The 17248-nt window shown below is 63.3% G+C and carries 15 protein-coding genes; 10 read left to right on the top strand and 5 right to left on the bottom strand.

Going from position 1 to position 17248, the window contains the following annotated elements:
• Positions 1-203: 203 nt before the first annotated feature.
• Positions 204-2267 carry a methionine--tRNA ligase gene (gene metG / locus R3F72_RS16475; protein WP_332780207.1) on the bottom strand — a complete coding sequence of 688 codons (2064 nt, stop codon included), beginning with the start codon at positions 2265-2267 and terminating at the stop codon, positions 204-206.
• A 220-nt stretch (positions 2268-2487) separates the two neighbouring features.
• On the opposite strand from metG, the gene R3F72_RS16470 reads away from it, so the two are divergent.
• Together R3F72_RS16470 and R3F72_RS16465 are read left to right on the top strand one after the other, a co-directional pair.
• Positions 2488-3417 carry an AEC family transporter gene (locus R3F72_RS16470; RefSeq protein ID WP_087718739.1) on the top strand — a complete coding sequence of 310 codons (930 nt, stop codon included), beginning with the start codon at positions 2488-2490 and terminating at the stop codon, positions 3415-3417.
• Positions 3418-3430: 13 nt separating this feature from the next.
• Complete coding sequence (locus R3F72_RS16465; protein ID WP_332780206.1) at positions 3431-5842, top strand: DNA polymerase II; 2412 nt, start codon at positions 3431-3433, stop codon at positions 5840-5842.
• 31 nt (positions 5843-5873) lie between these two features.
• On the opposite strand, the gene thiI is transcribed toward R3F72_RS16465, so the two are convergent.
• On the bottom strand, positions 5874-7379 hold the full coding sequence (gene thiI, locus R3F72_RS16460; RefSeq protein ID WP_332780205.1) for a tRNA uracil 4-sulfurtransferase ThiI: 1506 nt from the start codon (positions 7377-7379) through the stop codon (positions 5874-5876).
• A gap of 196 nt (positions 7380-7575) precedes the next feature.
• Between thiI and R3F72_RS16455 the strand changes: the two genes are divergently transcribed.
• The 6 genes from R3F72_RS16455 (at position 7576) to dcd (ending at position 11866) form a co-directional block, all read left to right on the top strand.
• Positions 7576-7845, top strand: coding sequence for a hypothetical protein (locus R3F72_RS16455; RefSeq protein ID WP_071230435.1), 270 nt, complete (start codon positions 7576-7578; stop codon positions 7843-7845).
• Positions 7846-8071: 226 nt separating this feature from the next.
• On the top strand, positions 8072-8800 hold the full coding sequence (locus tag R3F72_RS16450; RefSeq protein ID WP_332780204.1) for a glutathione S-transferase: 729 nt from the start codon (positions 8072-8074) through the stop codon (positions 8798-8800).
• Positions 8801-8861: 61 nt separating this feature from the next.
• Positions 8862-9377, top strand: a complete 516-nt coding sequence (gene luxS / locus R3F72_RS16445) for an S-ribosylhomocysteine lyase (RefSeq protein ID WP_071230409.1) — start codon at positions 8862-8864, stop codon at positions 9375-9377.
• A gap of 223 nt (positions 9378-9600) precedes the next feature.
• The gene (locus R3F72_RS16440; RefSeq protein WP_087718743.1) at positions 9601-10062 is read left to right on the top strand and encodes a tellurite resistance TerB family protein; all 462 of its coding nucleotides are present in this window, start codon (positions 9601-9603) and stop codon (positions 10060-10062) included.
• A gap of 183 nt (positions 10063-10245) precedes the next feature.
• Positions 10246-11046: an iron-sulfur cluster carrier protein ApbC gene (apbC, locus tag R3F72_RS16435; RefSeq protein ID WP_247643205.1), complete on the top strand. Its 801-nt coding sequence runs from the start codon at positions 10246-10248 to the stop codon at positions 11044-11046.
• Positions 11047-11299: 253 nt separating this feature from the next.
• Positions 11300-11866: a dCTP deaminase gene (gene dcd, locus R3F72_RS16430; RefSeq protein WP_087718745.1), complete on the top strand. Its 567-nt coding sequence runs from the start codon at positions 11300-11302 to the stop codon at positions 11864-11866.
• A gap of 276 nt (positions 11867-12142) precedes the next feature.
• Here dcd and R3F72_RS16425 read toward each other — a convergent pair whose 3' ends face one another.
• From R3F72_RS16425 to purM, 3 genes are all read right to left on the bottom strand, one after another.
• On the bottom strand, positions 12143-13228 hold the full coding sequence (locus R3F72_RS16425; protein WP_303855361.1) for an aldo/keto reductase: 1086 nt from the start codon (positions 13226-13228) through the stop codon (positions 12143-12145).
• A gap of 187 nt (positions 13229-13415) precedes the next feature.
• Entirely contained in the window at positions 13416-14168 is a 753-nt protein-coding gene (gene purN, locus R3F72_RS16420; protein WP_332780203.1) for a phosphoribosylglycinamide formyltransferase, read from the bottom strand.
• A complete protein-coding gene (gene purM / locus R3F72_RS16415) occupies positions 14165-15259 on the bottom strand; it encodes a phosphoribosylformylglycinamidine cyclo-ligase (protein ID WP_332780202.1) in 1095 nt (364 codons plus the stop codon). The genes purN and purM overlap by 4 nt, the downstream gene beginning before the upstream one ends.
• Positions 15260-15363: 104 nt before the next feature.
• Here purM and R3F72_RS16410 point away from each other — a divergent pair, with 104 nt between their 5' ends.
• Positions 15364-16461 (top strand): AI-2E family transporter, encoded by a 1098-nt coding sequence (locus tag R3F72_RS16410; protein WP_332780201.1) that lies wholly within the window; start codon positions 15364-15366, stop codon positions 16459-16461.
• A complete protein-coding gene (gene hda, locus R3F72_RS16405) occupies positions 16458-17159 on the top strand; it encodes a DnaA regulatory inactivator Hda (protein ID WP_303855369.1) in 702 nt (233 codons plus the stop codon). Before R3F72_RS16410 ends, hda begins: the two co-directional genes overlap by 4 nt.
• Positions 17160-17248: the final 89 nt, after the last annotated feature.

Raw genomic sequence — 17248 nt, 5'->3', positions numbered from 1 at the left:
CGGCTCGGTCTTCAGCAGAGAGATGGCGATAGCAGTAAGTCATGGCAACACCGTACCTGATGGCTCACGTGTTGCACTTGGTCATTGAGACCGCCCTCCTTCGCCTGAATAAATACCCCGGTAGTATTTCGGGGTGATTTATCTGCCCAAACAAAAAACGCGCGGCGAGGCCGCGCGTTGGTAAGAGTCTCGATTTCCGTGGGTCAGGTCACGCGCTGGCCCGGCTTGGCGCCGCTGTCGGGAGAGAGCAGATAAATACCGTCGTCGTCACCTGCAGCCAGCACCATGCCTTCCGAAACGCCGAAGCGCATCTTGCGCGGTGCCAGGTTGGCGACCATGACCGTGAGACGGCCCTCGAGTGCCTCGGGGGCGTAGGCCTTGCGAATGCCGGAAAAGACGGTGCGCGTCTCGCCGCCGAGATCGAGCGTCAGCTTGAGCAGCTTGTTGGAGCCCTCGACGTACTCGGCCTGGTCGATCCGGGCGATCCGCAGATCGACCTTGATGAAATCGTCGAAGGCGATCTCGTCGCTGATGGGATCATCGGCCAGCGGCGTTTTCTGCTGGTCGTCGGCGGCGGGCGCCTTGCCGGTCAGTTTCTTCTCTTCCTCGAGCACTTCCTTCGAGGCCTCGATCATCGATGCGATCCGGTCGCTCTCGACACGGGTCATCAGCGGCTTGAACTTGCCGATGACATGGCCTTCCAGTACGTGCTGGCGGCTCTCCCAGTCGAGGCTGTCGACCTGCAGGAAGACACGCGCCTGCTCGGCCATGGCCGGCACCACCGGCTGCAGATAGACCATCAGGGTGCGGAACAGGTTGATGCCCACCGAGCAGATATCGATCACTTCCTGCTCGCGACCACCTTCCTTCGCCAGCACCCACGGCGCCTTGTCGGCGATGTAGGTGTTGGCTTCGTCGGCGAGTTCCATCACCTTGCGCATGGCGCGGCCGAACTCGCGCGCCTCGAAGTCCGCCGCGATATCATCACCGGCGTGGATGAACCTGGCGACCAGCTCCGGCTCGGCACAGGTAGCGGAAAGCTGACCATCGGCGAGCTTCTTGATGAAGCCTGCACAGCGGCTGGCGATGTTGACCACCTTGCCGACCAGGTCCGAATTCACGCGCGCAGCGAAGTCCTCGAGGTTGAGATCGAGGTCGTCGACGCGAGAAGTCAGCTTGGCGGCGAAGTAGTAGCGCAGATACTCGGGGTTGAGATATTCGGCGTAGGTCTGCGCCTTGATGAAGGTGCCGCGGGACTTGGACATCTTGGCGCCGTTGACGGTGACGAAGCCGTGGCAGTTGACGCCGGTCGGCGTGCGCATGTTGGCGCCTTCGAGCATCGCCGGCCAGAACAGGGCGTGGAAGTAGACGATGTCCTTGCCGATGAAGTGGTAGACCTCGGCGGTGGAGTCGGCTTTCCAGTAGCTGTCGAAATCGATCCCTTCGCGGTCGCACAGGTTCTGGAAGCTCGCCAGATAGCCGATCGGCGCGTCCAGCCAGACATAGAAGTACTTGCCCGGCGCGTCGGGAATCTCGAAGCCGAAGTAGGGCGCATCGCGGGAGATGTCCCACTCGTTGAGACCGGCCTCGAACCACTCCTGCAGCTTGTTGGCGATCTGCGGCTGCACGCGGCCCGAGCGTGTCCACTGTTTGAGAAAATCCTCAAAATTGGGCAGCTTGAAGAAGTAGTGGGTCGAAGTCCGCACTTCCGGCGTGGCGCCGCTGATCGCCGAGACCGGGTTGATCAGTTCCGCCGGCGTGTAGGTTCCGCCGCACGCTTCGCAGTTGTCGCCGTACTGATCCTCGCTGCCGCACTTGGGGCAGGTGCCCTTGATGAAGCGGTCGGCCAGGAACAATCCCTTGACCGGATCGTACATCTGCTCGATGTCGCGGGTGCTGATATGGCCGGCATCGCGCAGCGCGGTGTAGATCCGCTCGCTGTGGATTCGGTTCTCTTCCGAATGGGTCGAATGGTAATTGTCGAACGCGACGCCGAAACGGGCGAAATCCGCCTGATGCTCTTCGCTGACCTTGGCAATCAACTGCTCGGACGTAATGCCTTCCTGCTCGGCACGCAGCATGATCGCGGTGCCGTGGGCGTCGTCGGCGCAGACGTAATGACATTCGTGGCCGCGACTTTTCTGGAAGCGCACCCAGATATCGGTCTGGATATACTCCAGCAGGTGACCCAGGTGGATCGAGCCGTTGGCATAAGGCAGAGCGCTGGTGACGAGGATCTGGCGCGAAAGCGAGGCGTTGTTCGACATGGCGACTGGAACATTCCCGTAACGGAACCCGAGGTGGCGCAGTATCGATGGCCCCACGGGATGGATAGGCTGAAAACTTGGTCGACGATTGTAGCATCGCTGGGCTGGATTCGCGCTGATGTGTCTGAACGAGTCATGACCACATCATCGGCCCGGATATCGATTCGAGTGTTACAGTTAGCGGCCAAATCTCTACAGCCTGTCGCTTTAGGAGCCCGGGATGGCCGATGTCGATCTTTCGCAGTCACTGTGGATGCTGCTGTTTTTCGTGGCTCTGGGGTGGGTCGCGTCGCGGCATCTCAAGGTCGATCCGCGGCCGATCGCGACATTGCTCGTCTACATCATCTCCCCGCTGACCTTCTTCAACGGCCTCACCCAGGGGCATCCGACCCCCGACAAACTCGTGTTGACGGGGAGTGTGCTGCTGCTGGCGGCGCTGCTCTGCCTGGTCATCAATGCCCTGGCGGCACGCTTCTTCGGGGACCAGGAGCGGGCGCTGCTTGCCTTCTCGGCGGGCACGGGCAACACCGGCTATTTCGGCTTTCCGATCGCGCTGGTGCTGCTACCGCCGGAGGGCGTGACCCTCTATCTCTTCTGCATGCTGGGAATCTCGCTCTACGAGTTCACGGTCGGCTTCTATGTCAGTGCCCGTGGCCGTTTCTCGGTCAAGGAGAGTCTCGCGAGGCTGGCGAAGCTGCCGCTGATCTACGCCTTTCTGGCCGGCATGCTGGTCAGCGCTCTCGGCTGGCATATTCCGGATGTGGCCGTGGACGGGCTCGATTACTTCAAGTACTGCTTCACGGTGCTGGGAATGATGATCATCGGCATGACGCTGGGGCGCGTCACGTGGAGGGCGTTCGATGGCCGTTTCGTGGCCGCCTGCATACTGGTGCGCTTTCTCGTCTGGCCGTTGGCCACGCTGCTGATGGTGGTGCTGCTGCGCGCGAGCGTGGGGATTTCCGACTCGCTGGCATTGGCATTTCTGCTCATCGGTGCGGTGCCCATGGCCGCCAACGTCGTGGTCATCGCCATGGAGCTGGACATTCGGCCGGAGAAGGGCGCCATCGCGGTGCTGATCACCACGCTGGCCGCCCCGGTGCTGATACCGGTCTATCTCGGCGTGGTGCTGCCCTGGGTGCTCTCTTTCTGAGTGGAGGCCATTGGTGACGACGACCGTGCAAGAGGATGTCGTGGAGCAGCAGGGCTTCATTCTGACGCGTCACTGGCGGGATGCACCGGCCGGCACCGAAATATCGCTGTGGCTCGCCACCGATGCCGGGCCGCGGCTGGTGCGTCTGCCTCCGCAGACATCGGTCGCTTTCATTCCCGTCGAGCAGCGCGCGGCGGCCGAACGGGTGTTGCGTCAGGAGCGAAATGTCGAACTGCGCGAGCTGGAACTGAAAGACTCCGATCAGCGCCCGGTTCTCGGTCTCTATTGCCGGTCTCACAGACAGCTGATGAACCTGGAGCGGCGGCTGGGCGAGGCGGGTATCGACGTGTTCGAGGCCGATGTCCGGCCGCCGGAGCGCTACCTGATGGAGCGTTTCATTACCGCGCCGGTCACCGTCAGCGGCCGCGAGGGAATCGATGGCACGATCCTGGACGCACAGCTGAAACCGGCGCCGGACTATCGCCCGGCGCTGAAGCTCTGCTCGCTGGATATCGAGACCAGCGAGCGCGGCGAACTCTATTCGATCGGTCTGCACGGCTGCGGTCAGCGGATCGTCTACATGCTGGGGCCGCCGGCGGGAGAGGGCGGCAAGGCGGATCGCGAGCGCGACTTCGAGCTGGTCTACTGTGACTCTCGCGCCGAGCTGCTGCATGCGCTCAACGCCTGGTTCGCTCGTTTCGACCCGGATGCGATCATCGGCTGGAGCGTGATCCAGTTCGATCTGCGTCAGTTGCAGCGTCACGCCGAGCGCTTGAACGTACCGCTGACGCTGGGCCGAGGCGGCGCGGCGATAGAGTGGCGTGCCCATGGCCGCAGTTCCGGCACCTCGTCCAGCCACCATTTCGTCACCATTCCCGGGCGACTGGCCATCGATGGCATCGAGGCGCTGCGCTCCGCGACCTGGCGCTTCTCGTCTTTCAGTCTGGAAAATGTGGCGCAGACGCTGCTCGGCGAGGGCAAGGCGATCGACAACCCCTACCAGCGCATGGCGGACATCAACCGCATGTTCGCCGAAGACAAGCCGGCGCTGGCGCGCTACAACCTGAAGGATTGCGAGCTGGTCACGCGGATCTTCGATCATGCCCGGATCATGGACTTCCTGCTCGAGCGGGCGAGCGTGACGGGCCTGGCCGCGGATCGCAGCGGCGGCTCGGTGGCGGCCTTCTCCCATCTCTACCTGCCACGCATGCATCGGCTCGGGTTCGTCGCCCCGACGCTGGGCAGTCGCGACGGCGAGGACAACCCCGGCGGCTACGTAATGGATTCCCGTCCGGGGCTCTACGACTCGGTGCTGGTGCTCGATTTCAAGAGTCTGTATCCGTCGATCATTCGTTCGTTCCTGATCGACCCGGTGGGCCTGGTCGAGGGGTTGCGTCAGCCGGACGACGCGCACGCCGTGTCGGGTTTCCTGGGAGCGAGGTTCTCTCGCACGGCCCATGCTTTGCCGGCGATCGTCGAGCAGGTCTGGGAGGGGCGCGAAGCCGCCAAGCGGGAAGGCAACGCGCCACTGGCCCAGGCGCTGAAGATCATCATGAACGCGTTCTACGGCGTGCTCGGCTCGCGGGGTTGCCGCTTTTTCGATCCCCGCCTGACTTCGTCGATCACCATGCGCGGTCACGAGATCATGCGCCGCACCCGCGAATTGATCGAAGCCGAGGGTTATACCGTTATCTATGGTGATACCGACTCGACTTTCGTGTGGTTGGGCGGGGCGCACGAAGCCGAGGCAGCGAATGCGATCGGGCAGCGGCTGGTGGCGCTCGTCAATGACTGGTGGCGCCGGCATCTGCGCGAGACGTTCGATCTGGAAAGCGCGCTGGAGTTGCAGTTCGAAACGCATTTCGCCCGCTTTCTGATGCCGACCATTCGCGGCGCGGAGGAGGGTAGCAAGAAGCGCTATGCGGGGCTGGTGCGAGGTGAGGACGGCAGCGAACGGCTGGTATTCAAGGGGCTGGAATCCGTACGGGCCGACTGGTCGCCGCTGGCGCAGCAGTTCCAGCGCGAGCTCTACCGGCGCATCTTCACGGGTGAACCGTACCGTGACTACGTGCGCGGGATCGTCCACCAGACGATGGCCGGCGAACACGACGACGCGCTGATCTACCGCAAGCGTCTGCGGCGCAAGCTCGACGATTATCAGCGCAACGTGCCGCCGCACGTGCGTGCCGCGCGCATGGCCGACGACCTCAACCGTCAGTTGGGCCGGCCGCAGCAGTACCAGAACGGCGGCTGGATCCGCTACGTGATCACCGTCTCCGGGCCGGAACCACTCGAAGCCCGCCGCTCGGCGATAGACTACCACCACTATGTCAGCCGTCAGCTGGCACCGGTCGCCGACGGCATACTGCCGTTCGTGGGGGATGACTTCGCCAGCCTGACCGATCAGCAGTTGGGGCTGTTCTGAACGACCCGCTGATCTCTTCTGGCATCTCGCATCAGTCGGGGAGGTCGGGGAGGTCGGGGAGATAGACGCCGATGTTGTCGTAACCCTGATCGGTCAGGTGGGCGGCCTGCATCCGGCTCATGGTGCCCTGGGCACAGTAGAGCAGATAGTGGTAGTCGTCCGGCAGTGTGGCGACGCGTTCGCCCAGCTCGAAGTAGGGGATGACCAGCGGTTGGCTCTTGGGCAGAACCAGCGGATCGAGGCCGCGCTCGTCGGGATGGCGGATGTCGATCACTCGGACCTGGTCATGTCTCGGGTCACGGCTGGCCGTGGCCGACGGCGAAGCGGTCGCCACCGCGTCCTCGCTGCCTGTCACGTCTTCGTTCAGCAATTGGTCACTGCGCACGACGCTCGCTCGGGCAATGGCATCGTCCAGTACGCTTTGATCGAACCCGGCCTCGGCGTCGAGTATTCGCTCTGGCTTGGGTCGCGTGTTGGGCTTGCGTGAGATCGTCCCGCACACTTCCGGGAGGCCCTCGGCCAGTTCGGCTGTGCCGATGCGCCGCGCCTGCTCGATGATTGTCTGCTTGTCGCTGGCGATCAGCGGCCGCAGGATCGGTCGCTCGCTGGCTGCATCGATCAGGCCGAGATTGGTCAGGCTCTGGCTGGAGACCTGGGCCAGCGCGTCCCCGGTAACCAGCGCCGGCAGACGGTGACGTTGGGCGATCCGGTTGGCAGCGCGGACCATCATCCGCTTGAGGACCACGCCGGCGAGAGCGGCCGGCGCGGTGCGCTGAATGGCGTTCATCACTTCGACGAACGGCATGCTGATGAAGTCGACACGGTGAGAGGCACCGTAACCCCGCCACAAGCGATCCACGACCTGACGTACCACACGCTCCTGATCCGGTCCGCCGAGATCGAAGTACAGAAAGTGGGTCTTCAATCCTCTTCGCATCATCTGCCAGGCCGCGACCGGCGAGTCGTAGCCGCCCGAGATCAAGGCCAGCGCCTGGCCCTGGGTGCCCATCGGGTATCCGCCCAGGCCGGGTAGTCGTCGCGTGACCAGTGTCAGGCGCGCGTCGTGAAGTTCGAGGCGCACGTCGTGTTCCGGCTGCTTGAGATCGACCCGCGCCGTGGGCACCGCCTCGAGCAGCGCGGCGCCAAGGAAGCGTTCGAGAGTCTCCGAGCGGAAATCATGCTGCCCCCGGCGCTTGACGCTGACGCGAAAGCGGCGATTCGCCAGCGTCTCTCGCCACAGCGGGACGAGTCTGGCAGCGGTATCCTCGAAGGAGGACCAGTCGTGGGTTTCGACGATCTGGATCTCGTGGATGCCGGCCACGCCTCGAAGGCGGGCTTCGAAGGTCTCCCGCGCGGTATCGTCGAGAGAGCGGCGCGGGCGGATTTCCAGTGCGTCCCATTCGTCTCGTACCCGCACGCCCGGGGTAACGGAGGCGAGCGTATTGCGAATGTTGGTACGCAGATATCTCACCATTTCCCGGCGCACCGGGCGGGATTTGACGGTGATTTCCGGAAACAGCTTGACGCGATAGCGCATGATGGGGAGTCGGTCGGCTCGAGGGCGGCGTAGGGTAACAACACTGGAGCCCGCTCGCCAATTGACAGGCCGGATTCGGGGGTGCTATTAAGCCGCTGCCGGCAATCGTGCCGGTGTTCGCGCCGAGACCCGACCACGTCCGTGAGCGGCGTCAGGCGCTCTTCGAGGAATCACTCAAGATGGCATTGCGCCGTATATGGCATTGCGCCGTATGTTGATGGCGTCCGGATTGGTCGTGGCGATGGCCGGCTGCGCTTCCAATACCTTTGCGCCCAATTACCAGTCGAACAATACCGACATCCTGAGAATCGGCGGCGAGCGGCCGGATGCTGCCGCGCCGGCGATCGAGGATCTCGGCTCGTTCTGCGTGCAGACCACGCAGCAGTGGAACGATCAGGGCAAGACTCCCGACGGCCAGCGGCTGTGGGTGAAAAGCACGCTGCGCCAGGCCGTGGCGTGTCGCTGAGCCACTGATTCCCCGGTCGCTCTCGATTGGCTGTATCGCGAGTCGCCGATGGCGCCACAGCGCAAGAGGCTCGAACCGTCACGGGTTCGGGCCTTTTTTTGGCCTATGCTGAGGTCGTGCTCGATCGATTGATCAAGCTCGCCTGGGGTTGTCTGCCGGCGATCTCGTCGCCATCTTCCCAATGTGTAGCCGACAGGCGAGCGGTCCTGAAACAGGAGGGAAGCGGATGACCTACGAGCTCTATTACTGGCCGGGTATCCCCGGTCGTGGCGAATTCGTTCGCCTGGCGCTGGAGGATGCCGGCGCGGATTACATCGATGTCGGCAAGCGGTCCGCTGGTGAGGGCGGTGGAGCGGGTGCCGTCAGTGAATTCATCCACGGCGGGGAGCTGGCACAGCCGCATTTCGCACCGCCGGTATTGAAAGCCGGCGAGATCGCGGTGTCCCACGTCGCCAATATCCTGCAGTTTCTAGGCCCTCGGCTGGGGTTGGTGCCGGAGGACGAGGTCAGCCGCCTCTGGGCCAACGGCTTGCAGTTGACGCTGACGGACTTTGTCGCCGAGATTCACGACACTCATCATCCGATCGGCGCGTCGCTCTACTACGAGGACCAGCAGGAGGAAGCCAAGCGACGCAGCGTCGTTTTCGTCCAGGAGCGATTGCCCAAGTTTCTCTACTACTTCGAGCGAGTGCTCTCGGCCAACGCCGGCAACGAGCCCTATCTGGTCGGTACGGCACACAGCTACGTGGACCTGTCGCTGTTTCAGGTCGTCACGGGGCTGCGCTACGCCTTCCCCCGCTCGATGGAGCGGCTGGAGCCCGAAGTGCCGGAGGTGACGGCGCTGGCGGATCGCGTGAGTCAACGGCCGAAACTGGCGGCTTACCTGACCTCGGATCGGCGGCTCGATTTCAACGAGAGCGGCTTGTTCCGCCACTATCCGGAACTGGACACCTGACAGCGCCGGTTAGCGTGCTAAAGTAGGCATCTGACCGGACATGCCAACATAGGAGGCAAGCATGCCATTACTCGATAGTTTCATGGTCGACCACACCAAGATGAACGCACCGGCGGTGCGTGTCGCCAAGCAGATGAAGACACCGGGCGGCGACAACATCACCGTCTACGATCTGCGCTTCTGCGTTCCCAACGAAGAGATCCTGTCCGAGCGCGGCATTCACACGCTCGAGCACCTGTTCGCCGGCTTCATGCGTCAGCACCTCAACGGCGACGGCGTCGAGATCATCGATATCTCGCCGATGGGCTGCCGCACCGGGTTCTACATGAGCCTGATCGGCCATGTCGACGAGCAGACCGTGGGGGCCGCCTGGAAAGCGGCGATGGAAGACGTACTGGCGCTGACGGATCAGAAGTCGATTCCCGAACTCAACATCTATCAGTGCGGAACGGCGGAAATGCACTCGCTCGACGAAGCGCAGCAGATCGCCCGCAACGTCACCACGCGCGGGATCGGCGTCAACTCCAACAGCGAGCTCAAGCTGACCGAAGAGTTTCTTGCCGCTCACGGTGCATGACCATCGGCACCATCGTGATGCCACGCAGCGCGTTCTTTAATGCGCCAGACCCGCAACCTCGGTTGCGGGTTTTTTCGTTCGGCGAGGCACGTCGATCGAAGCCGGTGGGCTTTCGAACCTTTCGGGCTTTCGGTGTCAAAATGTCGGTCAACACGCGCCCGAAGCCGCGCGAAACGCATTGTTTCATCGCCATTTATCGCAGTTCATCGCAGAGGAGTGAGCCATGCTCGATGCCGTTCAACAGTTTTTCCAACGCGTTCTGGCCGTGCCGGAATCCGACGGCCGTGACGCCGTGACACCGCAACTGGCGGTCGCGGCGTTGTTCAGCGAGGTGCTGCGTGCCGATTATGAGGTCGATCCTCAGGAGTTGGCCACGCTGCGCCGGATCTTGATGGCCCGGTTCTCGATGGACGAGGCCGCCGCCGATGAGTTGATCCAGCAGGCTCAGGCGCAGGTCGAACAGGCGGTGGATCATTTCCAGTATGTTTCCCTGCTCAACGAACGCTACAGCTACGATCAGCGTGTCGAGCTGATCGCCGCGATGTGGCGTCTGGCCTACGCCGATCATGAACTTGCCGCCCTCGAGGAGCATCGCATCCGGCGGCTGGCGGACCTGCTCTACGTGACCCATAGCGACTTCATTCGCACCAAGCTGACGGTGCAGAACGAGTTCGAGCGCGATTGACCGATCTGGCCGTCATCCCTGGTATCGATTCGAACCGTGGTGAGCGTTCCCCGTTGGTAACGATGTGCTACCTCATTCGATCGGCTCGGCTGCTATTTCCCAGCACAACGCTAGGGTATAGGGCGCCGGGCTCGTTATACTGGCGGAAAGTCATGCTTTGAACGTTGCAAGGAGAGGTTCGTGATCGAGGGCATCAAACATATCGTGGCGGTCGCCTCCGGCAAGGGCGGCGTCGGCAAGTCCACCGTCACCGCCAATCTGGCGTTGGCGATGGCGGCGGAAGGGTATCGTGTCGGCCTGCTCGACGCCGATATCTATGGCCCGAGCCAGGCGCGGATGCTGGGCTTGCCGGAGAACACCCGCCCCGAGGTGGTGGACGAGAAGAACATGAAGCCGGTGATGGCGCACGGCATCCAGGCGATGTCGATGGCATTCATGGTCGATATCAACCAGCCGATGGTATGGCGTGGCCCGATGGTTTCCGGCGCTTTCCAGCAACTGCTCAACCAGACGCTGTGGGACGATCTCGATTTTCTGTTCATCGACATGCCGCCGGGCACCGGCGATATCCAGTTGACGCTGGCGCAAAAGGTGCCGGTCGACGGTGCGGTGATCGTCACCACGCCGCAGGACATCGCGCTGCTGGACGCGCGCAAGGGCATCGAGATGTTCCGCAAGGTCAACGTGCCGGTGCTGGGCGTGGTGGAGAACATGAGCCTGCACATTTGCTCGAACTGCGGCCATAGCGAGCCGATCTTCGGCGCTGGCGGCGGCGAGCGTATCGCCGAGCAGTACGAGACGCGGTTGCTGGGTCAGCTGCCGTTGCAACTGTCGATCCGCGAGCAGGCCGACGGTGGCAAGCCGAGCGTGGTTGCCGAGCCGGAAGGCGAGGTGGCTGCCACGTTCCGCCAGATGGCGCGTGATGTCGCCAGTGGTGTCGCCGGACAGGATACCGGTGGCCCGACGATCTCGTTCAGCGACTGATCGAATCGCCTTTCGATTTCTCCGGCGGTTTCGGTTCTTACCCAGGCTATTCCCGATCGCGCAGGGCATGACCACTCGCCATGCCCCGCGCGACGTTTGCGGCATGGGGGGGCGTCGTTTCCTTTCCTTTTTTCTTTTCCTTAATGAAATTGGGCCGCTATCATGTCGCCCCGATCAGATCGCTCCCGTTTTCCTCGGCCCAACGAATAGATGACGTCGTGACGACGTCAGTCTCAGTCTCAAGGACGCCTGCATGAGCATTAAATCCGACAAGTGGATTCGCCGTATGGCGGAGCAGGAAGGCATGATCGAGCCGTTCGAGGCCGATCAGGTCCGTCACGTGAACAACCAGCGCGTCATTTCCTATGGGACGTCCAGCTACGGCTACGATGTCCGCTGCGCCGACGAGTTCAAGGTGTTCACCAATATCCACTCGGCGGTGGTCGATCCCAAGGCGTTCGACGAGAAGAGCTTCGTCGACGTCAAGGGCGATGCCTGCGTGATTCCACCCAACTCCTTCGCCCTGGCGCGCACCGTGGAGTATTTCCGCATCCCGCGCAGCGTGCTGACGATCTGCCTGGGCAAGTCGACCTACGCGCGGTGCGGCATCATCGTCAACGTGACGCCGCTGGAGCCGGAGTGGGAAGGTCACGTGACGCTGGAATTTTCCAACACCACCAACCTGCCGGCCCGTATCTACGCCAACGAGGGTGTGGCGCAGATGCTGTTCCTGGAATCCGACGAGGTCTGCGACGTTTCCTACAAGGACCGGGGTGGCAAGTATATGGGGCAGCGTGGGGTCACGTTGCCGCGCACCTGAGAACCCGTCTACGATCTGCTGCGCGTCGGCCAAACATTGTTGAGCCGGAGCGCAGCGGAGATAACAGCCGGAGGCTGGCCCATAGGGCGAGCGAAGCGAGTCAAACACTTTCGGAATGCTCATTTAGCCCCAAGCTCCGCGCCCTAAAGCGTTTTCGCCCCGAATTATCCAAATCGTGGCTCTAGCTCGCGAGATCGTAAACAGATTCTGATAGCGACGCGGTTGATACGAGACGGGGCGCCTGATGGCGCCCCGTCTTGCGTTACGCTTCGACGCTCAGGCCGAGCGGTCGTCGTTGCGGTTCTGGATCGTCTCGCTGAAGCCATCCAGAAACGGCTTTTCTGCCGGGTCCAGGCGATCCATGCCGGAAACCACGCGATGCCAGTACGGATAGAGCGGTGCCGGGCGAGTCAGTTTCTCCAGGCGTTGATGCTCTTTCGGGGATAGCGTCAGATCGGCGGCGGCGAGGTTGTCGCGCAGGTGCTCTTCGGTGCGGGCACCGACGATCAGGGACGTGACGCCGGGGCGATCCTTCAGCCATGCCAGGCAGACACGGGGTATGGAGCAGCCATGGGCTTCGCCAATGGCGGCCAGCGCCTCGATGATGTCGTAGGCCCGTTCCATGTCGTGGATATAGGGTTCCGGCCACCCGTTGCCCTGACGGGTATCCGGCGGCGTCTTCTGGCCCCGGCGGACCTTGCCGGTCAAGAAGCCTTCGCCCAGCGGTCCCCAGATCAGCGAGCCGACGTTCTGATCGAGCGCCAGCGGCATCAGTTCGTACTCCGCCTCGCGGGACTCCGGCGTGTAGTAGATCTGCTGGCTGATCGGCTTGATCATGCCATGCGCCTCGGCCTTGCCGAGCGTCTTCATCATTTGCCAGCCGGTGTAGTTGGACGTGCCCCAATAGCGTACCTTGCCGCTGGCGACCAGATGATGCATCGCCTCGAGCGTCTCCTCGATGGGAGTGACGCCATCCCAGTTGTGCAGCTGGTAGAGGTCGATGTGATCGGTGCCCAGCCGCTTGAGACTGGCCTCGACGGCGCGAATCAGGTGGTAGCGCGAGGCGCCGGTAGCGTTGGGGTCATCGCCCAGCGGGCTTCGGCCCTTGGTGGCGAGGATGATGTCGTCGCGCTTGCTGCCCAGCGCCTTGCCGGTAATTTCTTCCGCCAGCCCGAGCGAGTAGAGATCGGCGGTGTCGACCAGGTTGACGCCGGCATCGAAGGCGATATCGAGCAGCTTCTTGGCCCCCTTGACGTCGACGCTAGCGGCCTTCTCGAAACCGTTGGCGCCGCCGAAGGGCACCGTGCCCAGCGTCAACGTCGATACCATCAATCCTGAATTGCCTAGCGGACGATAATCCATATCGCTTTTCCTCCTTGCGTGCTGAAACCTTCATCGACGGAAACGATTCATCCGGCACGAGGTGCCGAACGAAAGCATGATGTCAGTCTGGCAAAGATTGGCGGTTGGGCAAGCGCGGGTAGCGTCCGCAGCGGGGAGATCGTCGGCGCCGGGAGCGCCGACGAGGGAAAAAACAGCTTACCGGCGATCAGTCGTCGAGATCTTCGTCCAGCTCTTCGGCGGCGTCGGCATGGGACATGCGCAGACCCGTCGGGGGCAGTGGCACGTTGTCCAGCGTCACCTTGCCATCGGGCGACAATTTGACACGGCCTTCGAGGAACCAGCGCACCGCGATGGGATAGATCAGATGCTCGCGGGCATGGACCTTTTCGATCAGCGCGTCGACATCCTGGTCCGGTTCGACATTGACCACGGCCTGGATCACCACCGGCCCGCCATCGAGTTCCTCGGTGACGAAATGCACGCTGACGCCATGCTCGGCGACACCGTCGGCCAGTGCGCGCCGGTGCGTGTCCAGCCCCTGGTAGGCGGGCAGCAGCGACGGGTGAATGTTGAGCATGCGTCCGCGATAACGGTCGACGAAAGCGGGCGTCAGGATGCGCATGAAGCCGGCGAGCACCACCAGATGGGGCTCGTGGCGGTCGATGACCTTGATCAGCGCGGCATCGAATGCCTCGCGCGAGTCATACTCGCGGTGGGGCAGGGCGACGGCATCGACGCCGGCATCCCGGGCGCGCTTGAGTCCATAGGCATCGGCCTTGTTGGAAACCACGGCGACGATCTCGCCGCCGCCCAGTTCGTCGTGCTCCTGGGCATCCAGCAGTGCCTGCAGGTTGCTGCCGTTACCGGAGATCAGTACCACGACCCGCGGCTTTTCGGCCGCGGCGGCTTCGAAGTCGTTCAGCGTGTCGTGCTGCTGTGAAGGATAGTCACCGCTCATGCCGGCAGGTTCTCCAGTTGCACGGCTTCTTCATCGGCGCTACGGCCGACGATCTCGCCCAGACGATGGACGGTTTCGCCGGCGGTCTCGAGATGGGCGATGGCCTGGTCGGACTGGTCGGCGGGAACCACCACGACCATGCCGATGCCGCAGTTGAGCACGCGGTACATCTCGCGCTCTTCCACGTTGCCCTGCTGCTGGAGCCAGTCGAACACGGCGGGCCGCCGCCAGCGGCTGACGTCGATCCGCGCGGCCAGATGTTCCGGCAGCACGCGCGGCACGTTCTCGAGCAGGCCGCCACCGGTGATATGGGACAGCGCGTGAACGTCGACACTGCTGGAGCGGATCAGCGACAGCAGCGGCTTGACGTAGATCCGGGTCGGCGCCATCAGCAGGTCGGCCAGCGGCTTGCCTTCCAGGGTGTCGTCGAGCTTGCCGCCGCCGACTTCCAGAATCTTGCGGATCAGCGAGTAGCCGTTGGAGTGCGGGCCGGAAGAGGCGAGCCCCAGCAGCACGTCGCCTTCACCGACCTTGCTGCCGTCGAGAATCTCGGATTTTTCTACCACGCCGACGCAGAAGCCGGCCAGATCGTAGTCGCTGCCCTCGTACATGCCGGGCATTTCCGCGGTCTCGCCGCCGACCAGCGCGCAACCCGCCTGGCTGCAGCCTTCGCCGATGCCGGTGACCACGTCGGCGGCGATATCGACATCCAGCTTGCCGGTAGCGTAGTAGTCGAGGAACTGCAACGGCTCGGCACCGGCGACGACCAGGTCGTTGACGCACATCGCGACGAGATCGATGCCGATGGTGTCGTGACGTCCCAGGTCCATAGCCAGGCGCAGCTTGGTGCCGACGCCGTCGGTGCCGGAGACCAGCACCGGCTGGCGGTAGCCGCTGGGAATTTCACACAGCGCGCCGAAACCGCCGAGCCCGCCCATGACTTCCGGCCGCGAGGTGCGCTTGGCGACGCCCTTGATTCTCTCGACCAGCGCGTTGCCCGCATCGATGTCGACACCGGCGTCTCGGTAGGTAAGAGACTGGGAGCCGGGCGAACGGGGCGCGTTCGGGGTATCGGAAGAGGAGCGCGTCATAGGAGGACCTTTCTCGCGGAGCCAAGGAATAAGGATGATGTTCAGCGGGGGGCATTGTAGCATTGCCTTCATTGAGGGGGCAGTCGAAGGACGACGAGAGCGCGATGACAAAACTGCAAATCTGGGGCGCGATCGGGGCGGCGCTGGCGGTCTGGCTGCTGATCCTGCTGGAACCGATCCTGATGCCGTTCTTCGTCAGCATGATCCTCGCCTACCTGGGCGACCCGGTGACCGACTGGCTCGAAGCGCGGGGACTGTCGCGGCGCCTTGCCGTCAGCGTGGTGTTCCTGCTGCTGGGCGTCATCATTATCGGCGGCGTGCTGGTGCTGGTTCCCGTGCTGGGACGTCAGATCGCGCAACTGATCGAGGCGCTGCCCAGCATCTTCAACTGGGTGCAGGCAACGGTTCTGCCGGAGATCCAGTCGTTGACCGGCATCGATTTCACTGCGGACTTCGACCAGCTGCGCGATGCGCTGATGGCTAACTGGCGCGAGACCGGCACCTTCGCGGCGGCGTTTCTCGCCCAGGCGTCTCGCTCCGGCCTCGCCTTTGCGGTGTGGATCGGCAACATCGCGCTGATCCCGGTGGTGACCTTCTACCTGCTGCTCGACTGGGACCGGATCAAGGGATATATCCGCGACATGCTGCCCCGGCACATCGAGCCCCGTGTGACCTCGCTGACCACCGAGTGCGACGAGGTACTGTCGGCGTTCCTGCGGGGGCAACTGCTGGTGATGCTGAGCCTGGGCGTGATCTATGCGGTCGGCCTGAGCGTGATCGGGCTGCACTTCGGGCTGTTGATCGGGGTAATGGCGGGGCTTGCCAGCATCGTGCCGTATCTCGGCGTGATCGTCGGCATCGTGACGGCCGCAGTGGTGGCCTTCTTCCAATTCGATACCTGGCTGCCGCTGGTTGGCGTGCTGGTCGTTTTCGGCATTGGCCAGATCGCCGAAAGCACCGTCCTTCAGCCGCTTTTGCTGGGTGACAAGATCGGCCTGCATCCGGTGGCCGTGATCTTCGCGGTACTCGCCGGCGGCCAACTGTTCGGCTTCACCGGCATTCTGCTGGCGCTGCCGGTGGCTGCCGTCGTCATGGTGTTGCTCCGTTACGCCTACCATCGCTATCGTGGTAGCCAGCTCTACAATCGTTCGCGCAGCGGCGCGCTTTCCCAAGACCAGAGCCAAGGAGATGGATCGACATGAGTCCGGGGCCGTCCCAACTGCCGCTCGGCGTCGGGCTACGCGATGATGCCACTTTCGCCAACTATCTGCCGGGCGACAACGCGTCACTGGTGGCGCATCTCATGAAGCAGCTCGACGAGAGCGGGGAATCTTTCCTCTACCTCTGGGGCAGCGAGGGCGTGGGCTGTAGCCATCTGTTGCAGGCGGCGTGCCACAACGCCGATGCCCGGGGCAAGCGAGCACTCTATCTGCCGCTGGATATGCTGGGGCATTTCCCGCCGGATATTCTCGAGGAGCCGGAGCGCCTCGATCTGCTGGCGATCGACGACCTGCAATTGGTGGTCGGGCGCAAGCGTTGGGAGGAGGCGCTGTTTCACGGCTTCAATCGTCTGCGTGATGCCGGCAAGCGACTGGTGATCGCCGCCGACCGCTCGCCGCGTCAACTCGAGGTCAAGCTACCGGATCTGGCTTCCCGCCTGAACTGGGGCATGGTGTTTCACGCCCAGCCGCTGAACGACACCCAGCGCCTGGCGGCCCTGCAGCTGCGTGCGCAGGTGCGCGGGATGGAACTGCCGGCAGAAGTGGGGCGTTATATCCTCCATCGCGGCCCGCGCCAGCTGGACCCGCTGTTCGAGATCCTGTCGCGGCTCGATCGCGCCTCGCTGTCGGCCAAGCGCAAGTTGACCATCCCCTTCGTCAAGCAGGCGCTGGAGTGGTGAGCCGCTAGCAGCCCGATGGGGCGCGCGTGCGGTAGTGCCAGGCGTCGAGGAGATGCCCGTAAATCCACCACCGATAATTCCGTGGTTTC

Source organism: Salinicola sp. 4072 (assembly GCF_036663415.1).
Classification (GTDB): Bacteria; Pseudomonadota; Gammaproteobacteria; order Pseudomonadales; family Halomonadaceae; genus Salinicola; species Salinicola salarius_A.
This window is presented reverse-complemented; position numbering and strand designations above follow the sequence as displayed.

Bases quoted from the DNA above. Each gene is read 5' to 3' on its own strand.
- metG (WP_332780207.1), bottom strand. From the start codon at position 2,267: ATGTCGAACAACGCCTCGCTTTCGCGCCAGATCCTCGTCACCAGCGCT.
- R3F72_RS16470 (WP_087718739.1), top strand. From the start codon at position 2,488: ATGGCCGATGTCGATCTTTCGCAGTCACTGTGGATGCTGCTGTTTTTC.
- thiI (WP_332780205.1), bottom strand. From the start codon at position 7,379: ATGCGCTATCGCGTCAAGCTGTTTCCGGAAATCACCGTCAAATCCCGC.
- R3F72_RS16455 (WP_071230435.1), top strand. From the start codon at position 7,576: ATGGCATTGCGCCGTATGTTGATGGCGTCCGGATTGGTCGTGGCGATG.
- R3F72_RS16450 (WP_332780204.1), top strand. From the start codon at position 8,072: ATGACCTACGAGCTCTATTACTGGCCGGGTATCCCCGGTCGTGGCGAA.
- luxS (WP_071230409.1), top strand. From the start codon at position 8,862: ATGCCATTACTCGATAGTTTCATGGTCGACCACACCAAGATGAACGCA.
- R3F72_RS16440 (WP_087718743.1), top strand. From the start codon at position 9,601: ATGCTCGATGCCGTTCAACAGTTTTTCCAACGCGTTCTGGCCGTGCCG.
- dcd (WP_087718745.1), top strand. From the start codon at position 11,300: ATGAGCATTAAATCCGACAAGTGGATTCGCCGTATGGCGGAGCAGGAA.
- R3F72_RS16425 (WP_303855361.1), bottom strand. From the start codon at position 13,228: ATGGATTATCGTCCGCTAGGCAATTCAGGATTGATGGTATCGACGTTG.
- purN (WP_332780203.1), bottom strand. From the start codon at position 14,168: ATGAGCGGTGACTATCCTTCACAGCAGCACGACACGCTGAACGACTTC.
- purM (WP_332780202.1), bottom strand. From the start codon at position 15,259: ATGACGCGCTCCTCTTCCGATACCCCGAACGCGCCCCGTTCGCCCGGC.
- R3F72_RS16410 (WP_332780201.1), top strand. From the start codon at position 15,364: ATGACAAAACTGCAAATCTGGGGCGCGATCGGGGCGGCGCTGGCGGTC.
- hda (WP_303855369.1), top strand. From the start codon at position 16,458: ATGAGTCCGGGGCCGTCCCAACTGCCGCTCGGCGTCGGGCTACGCGAT.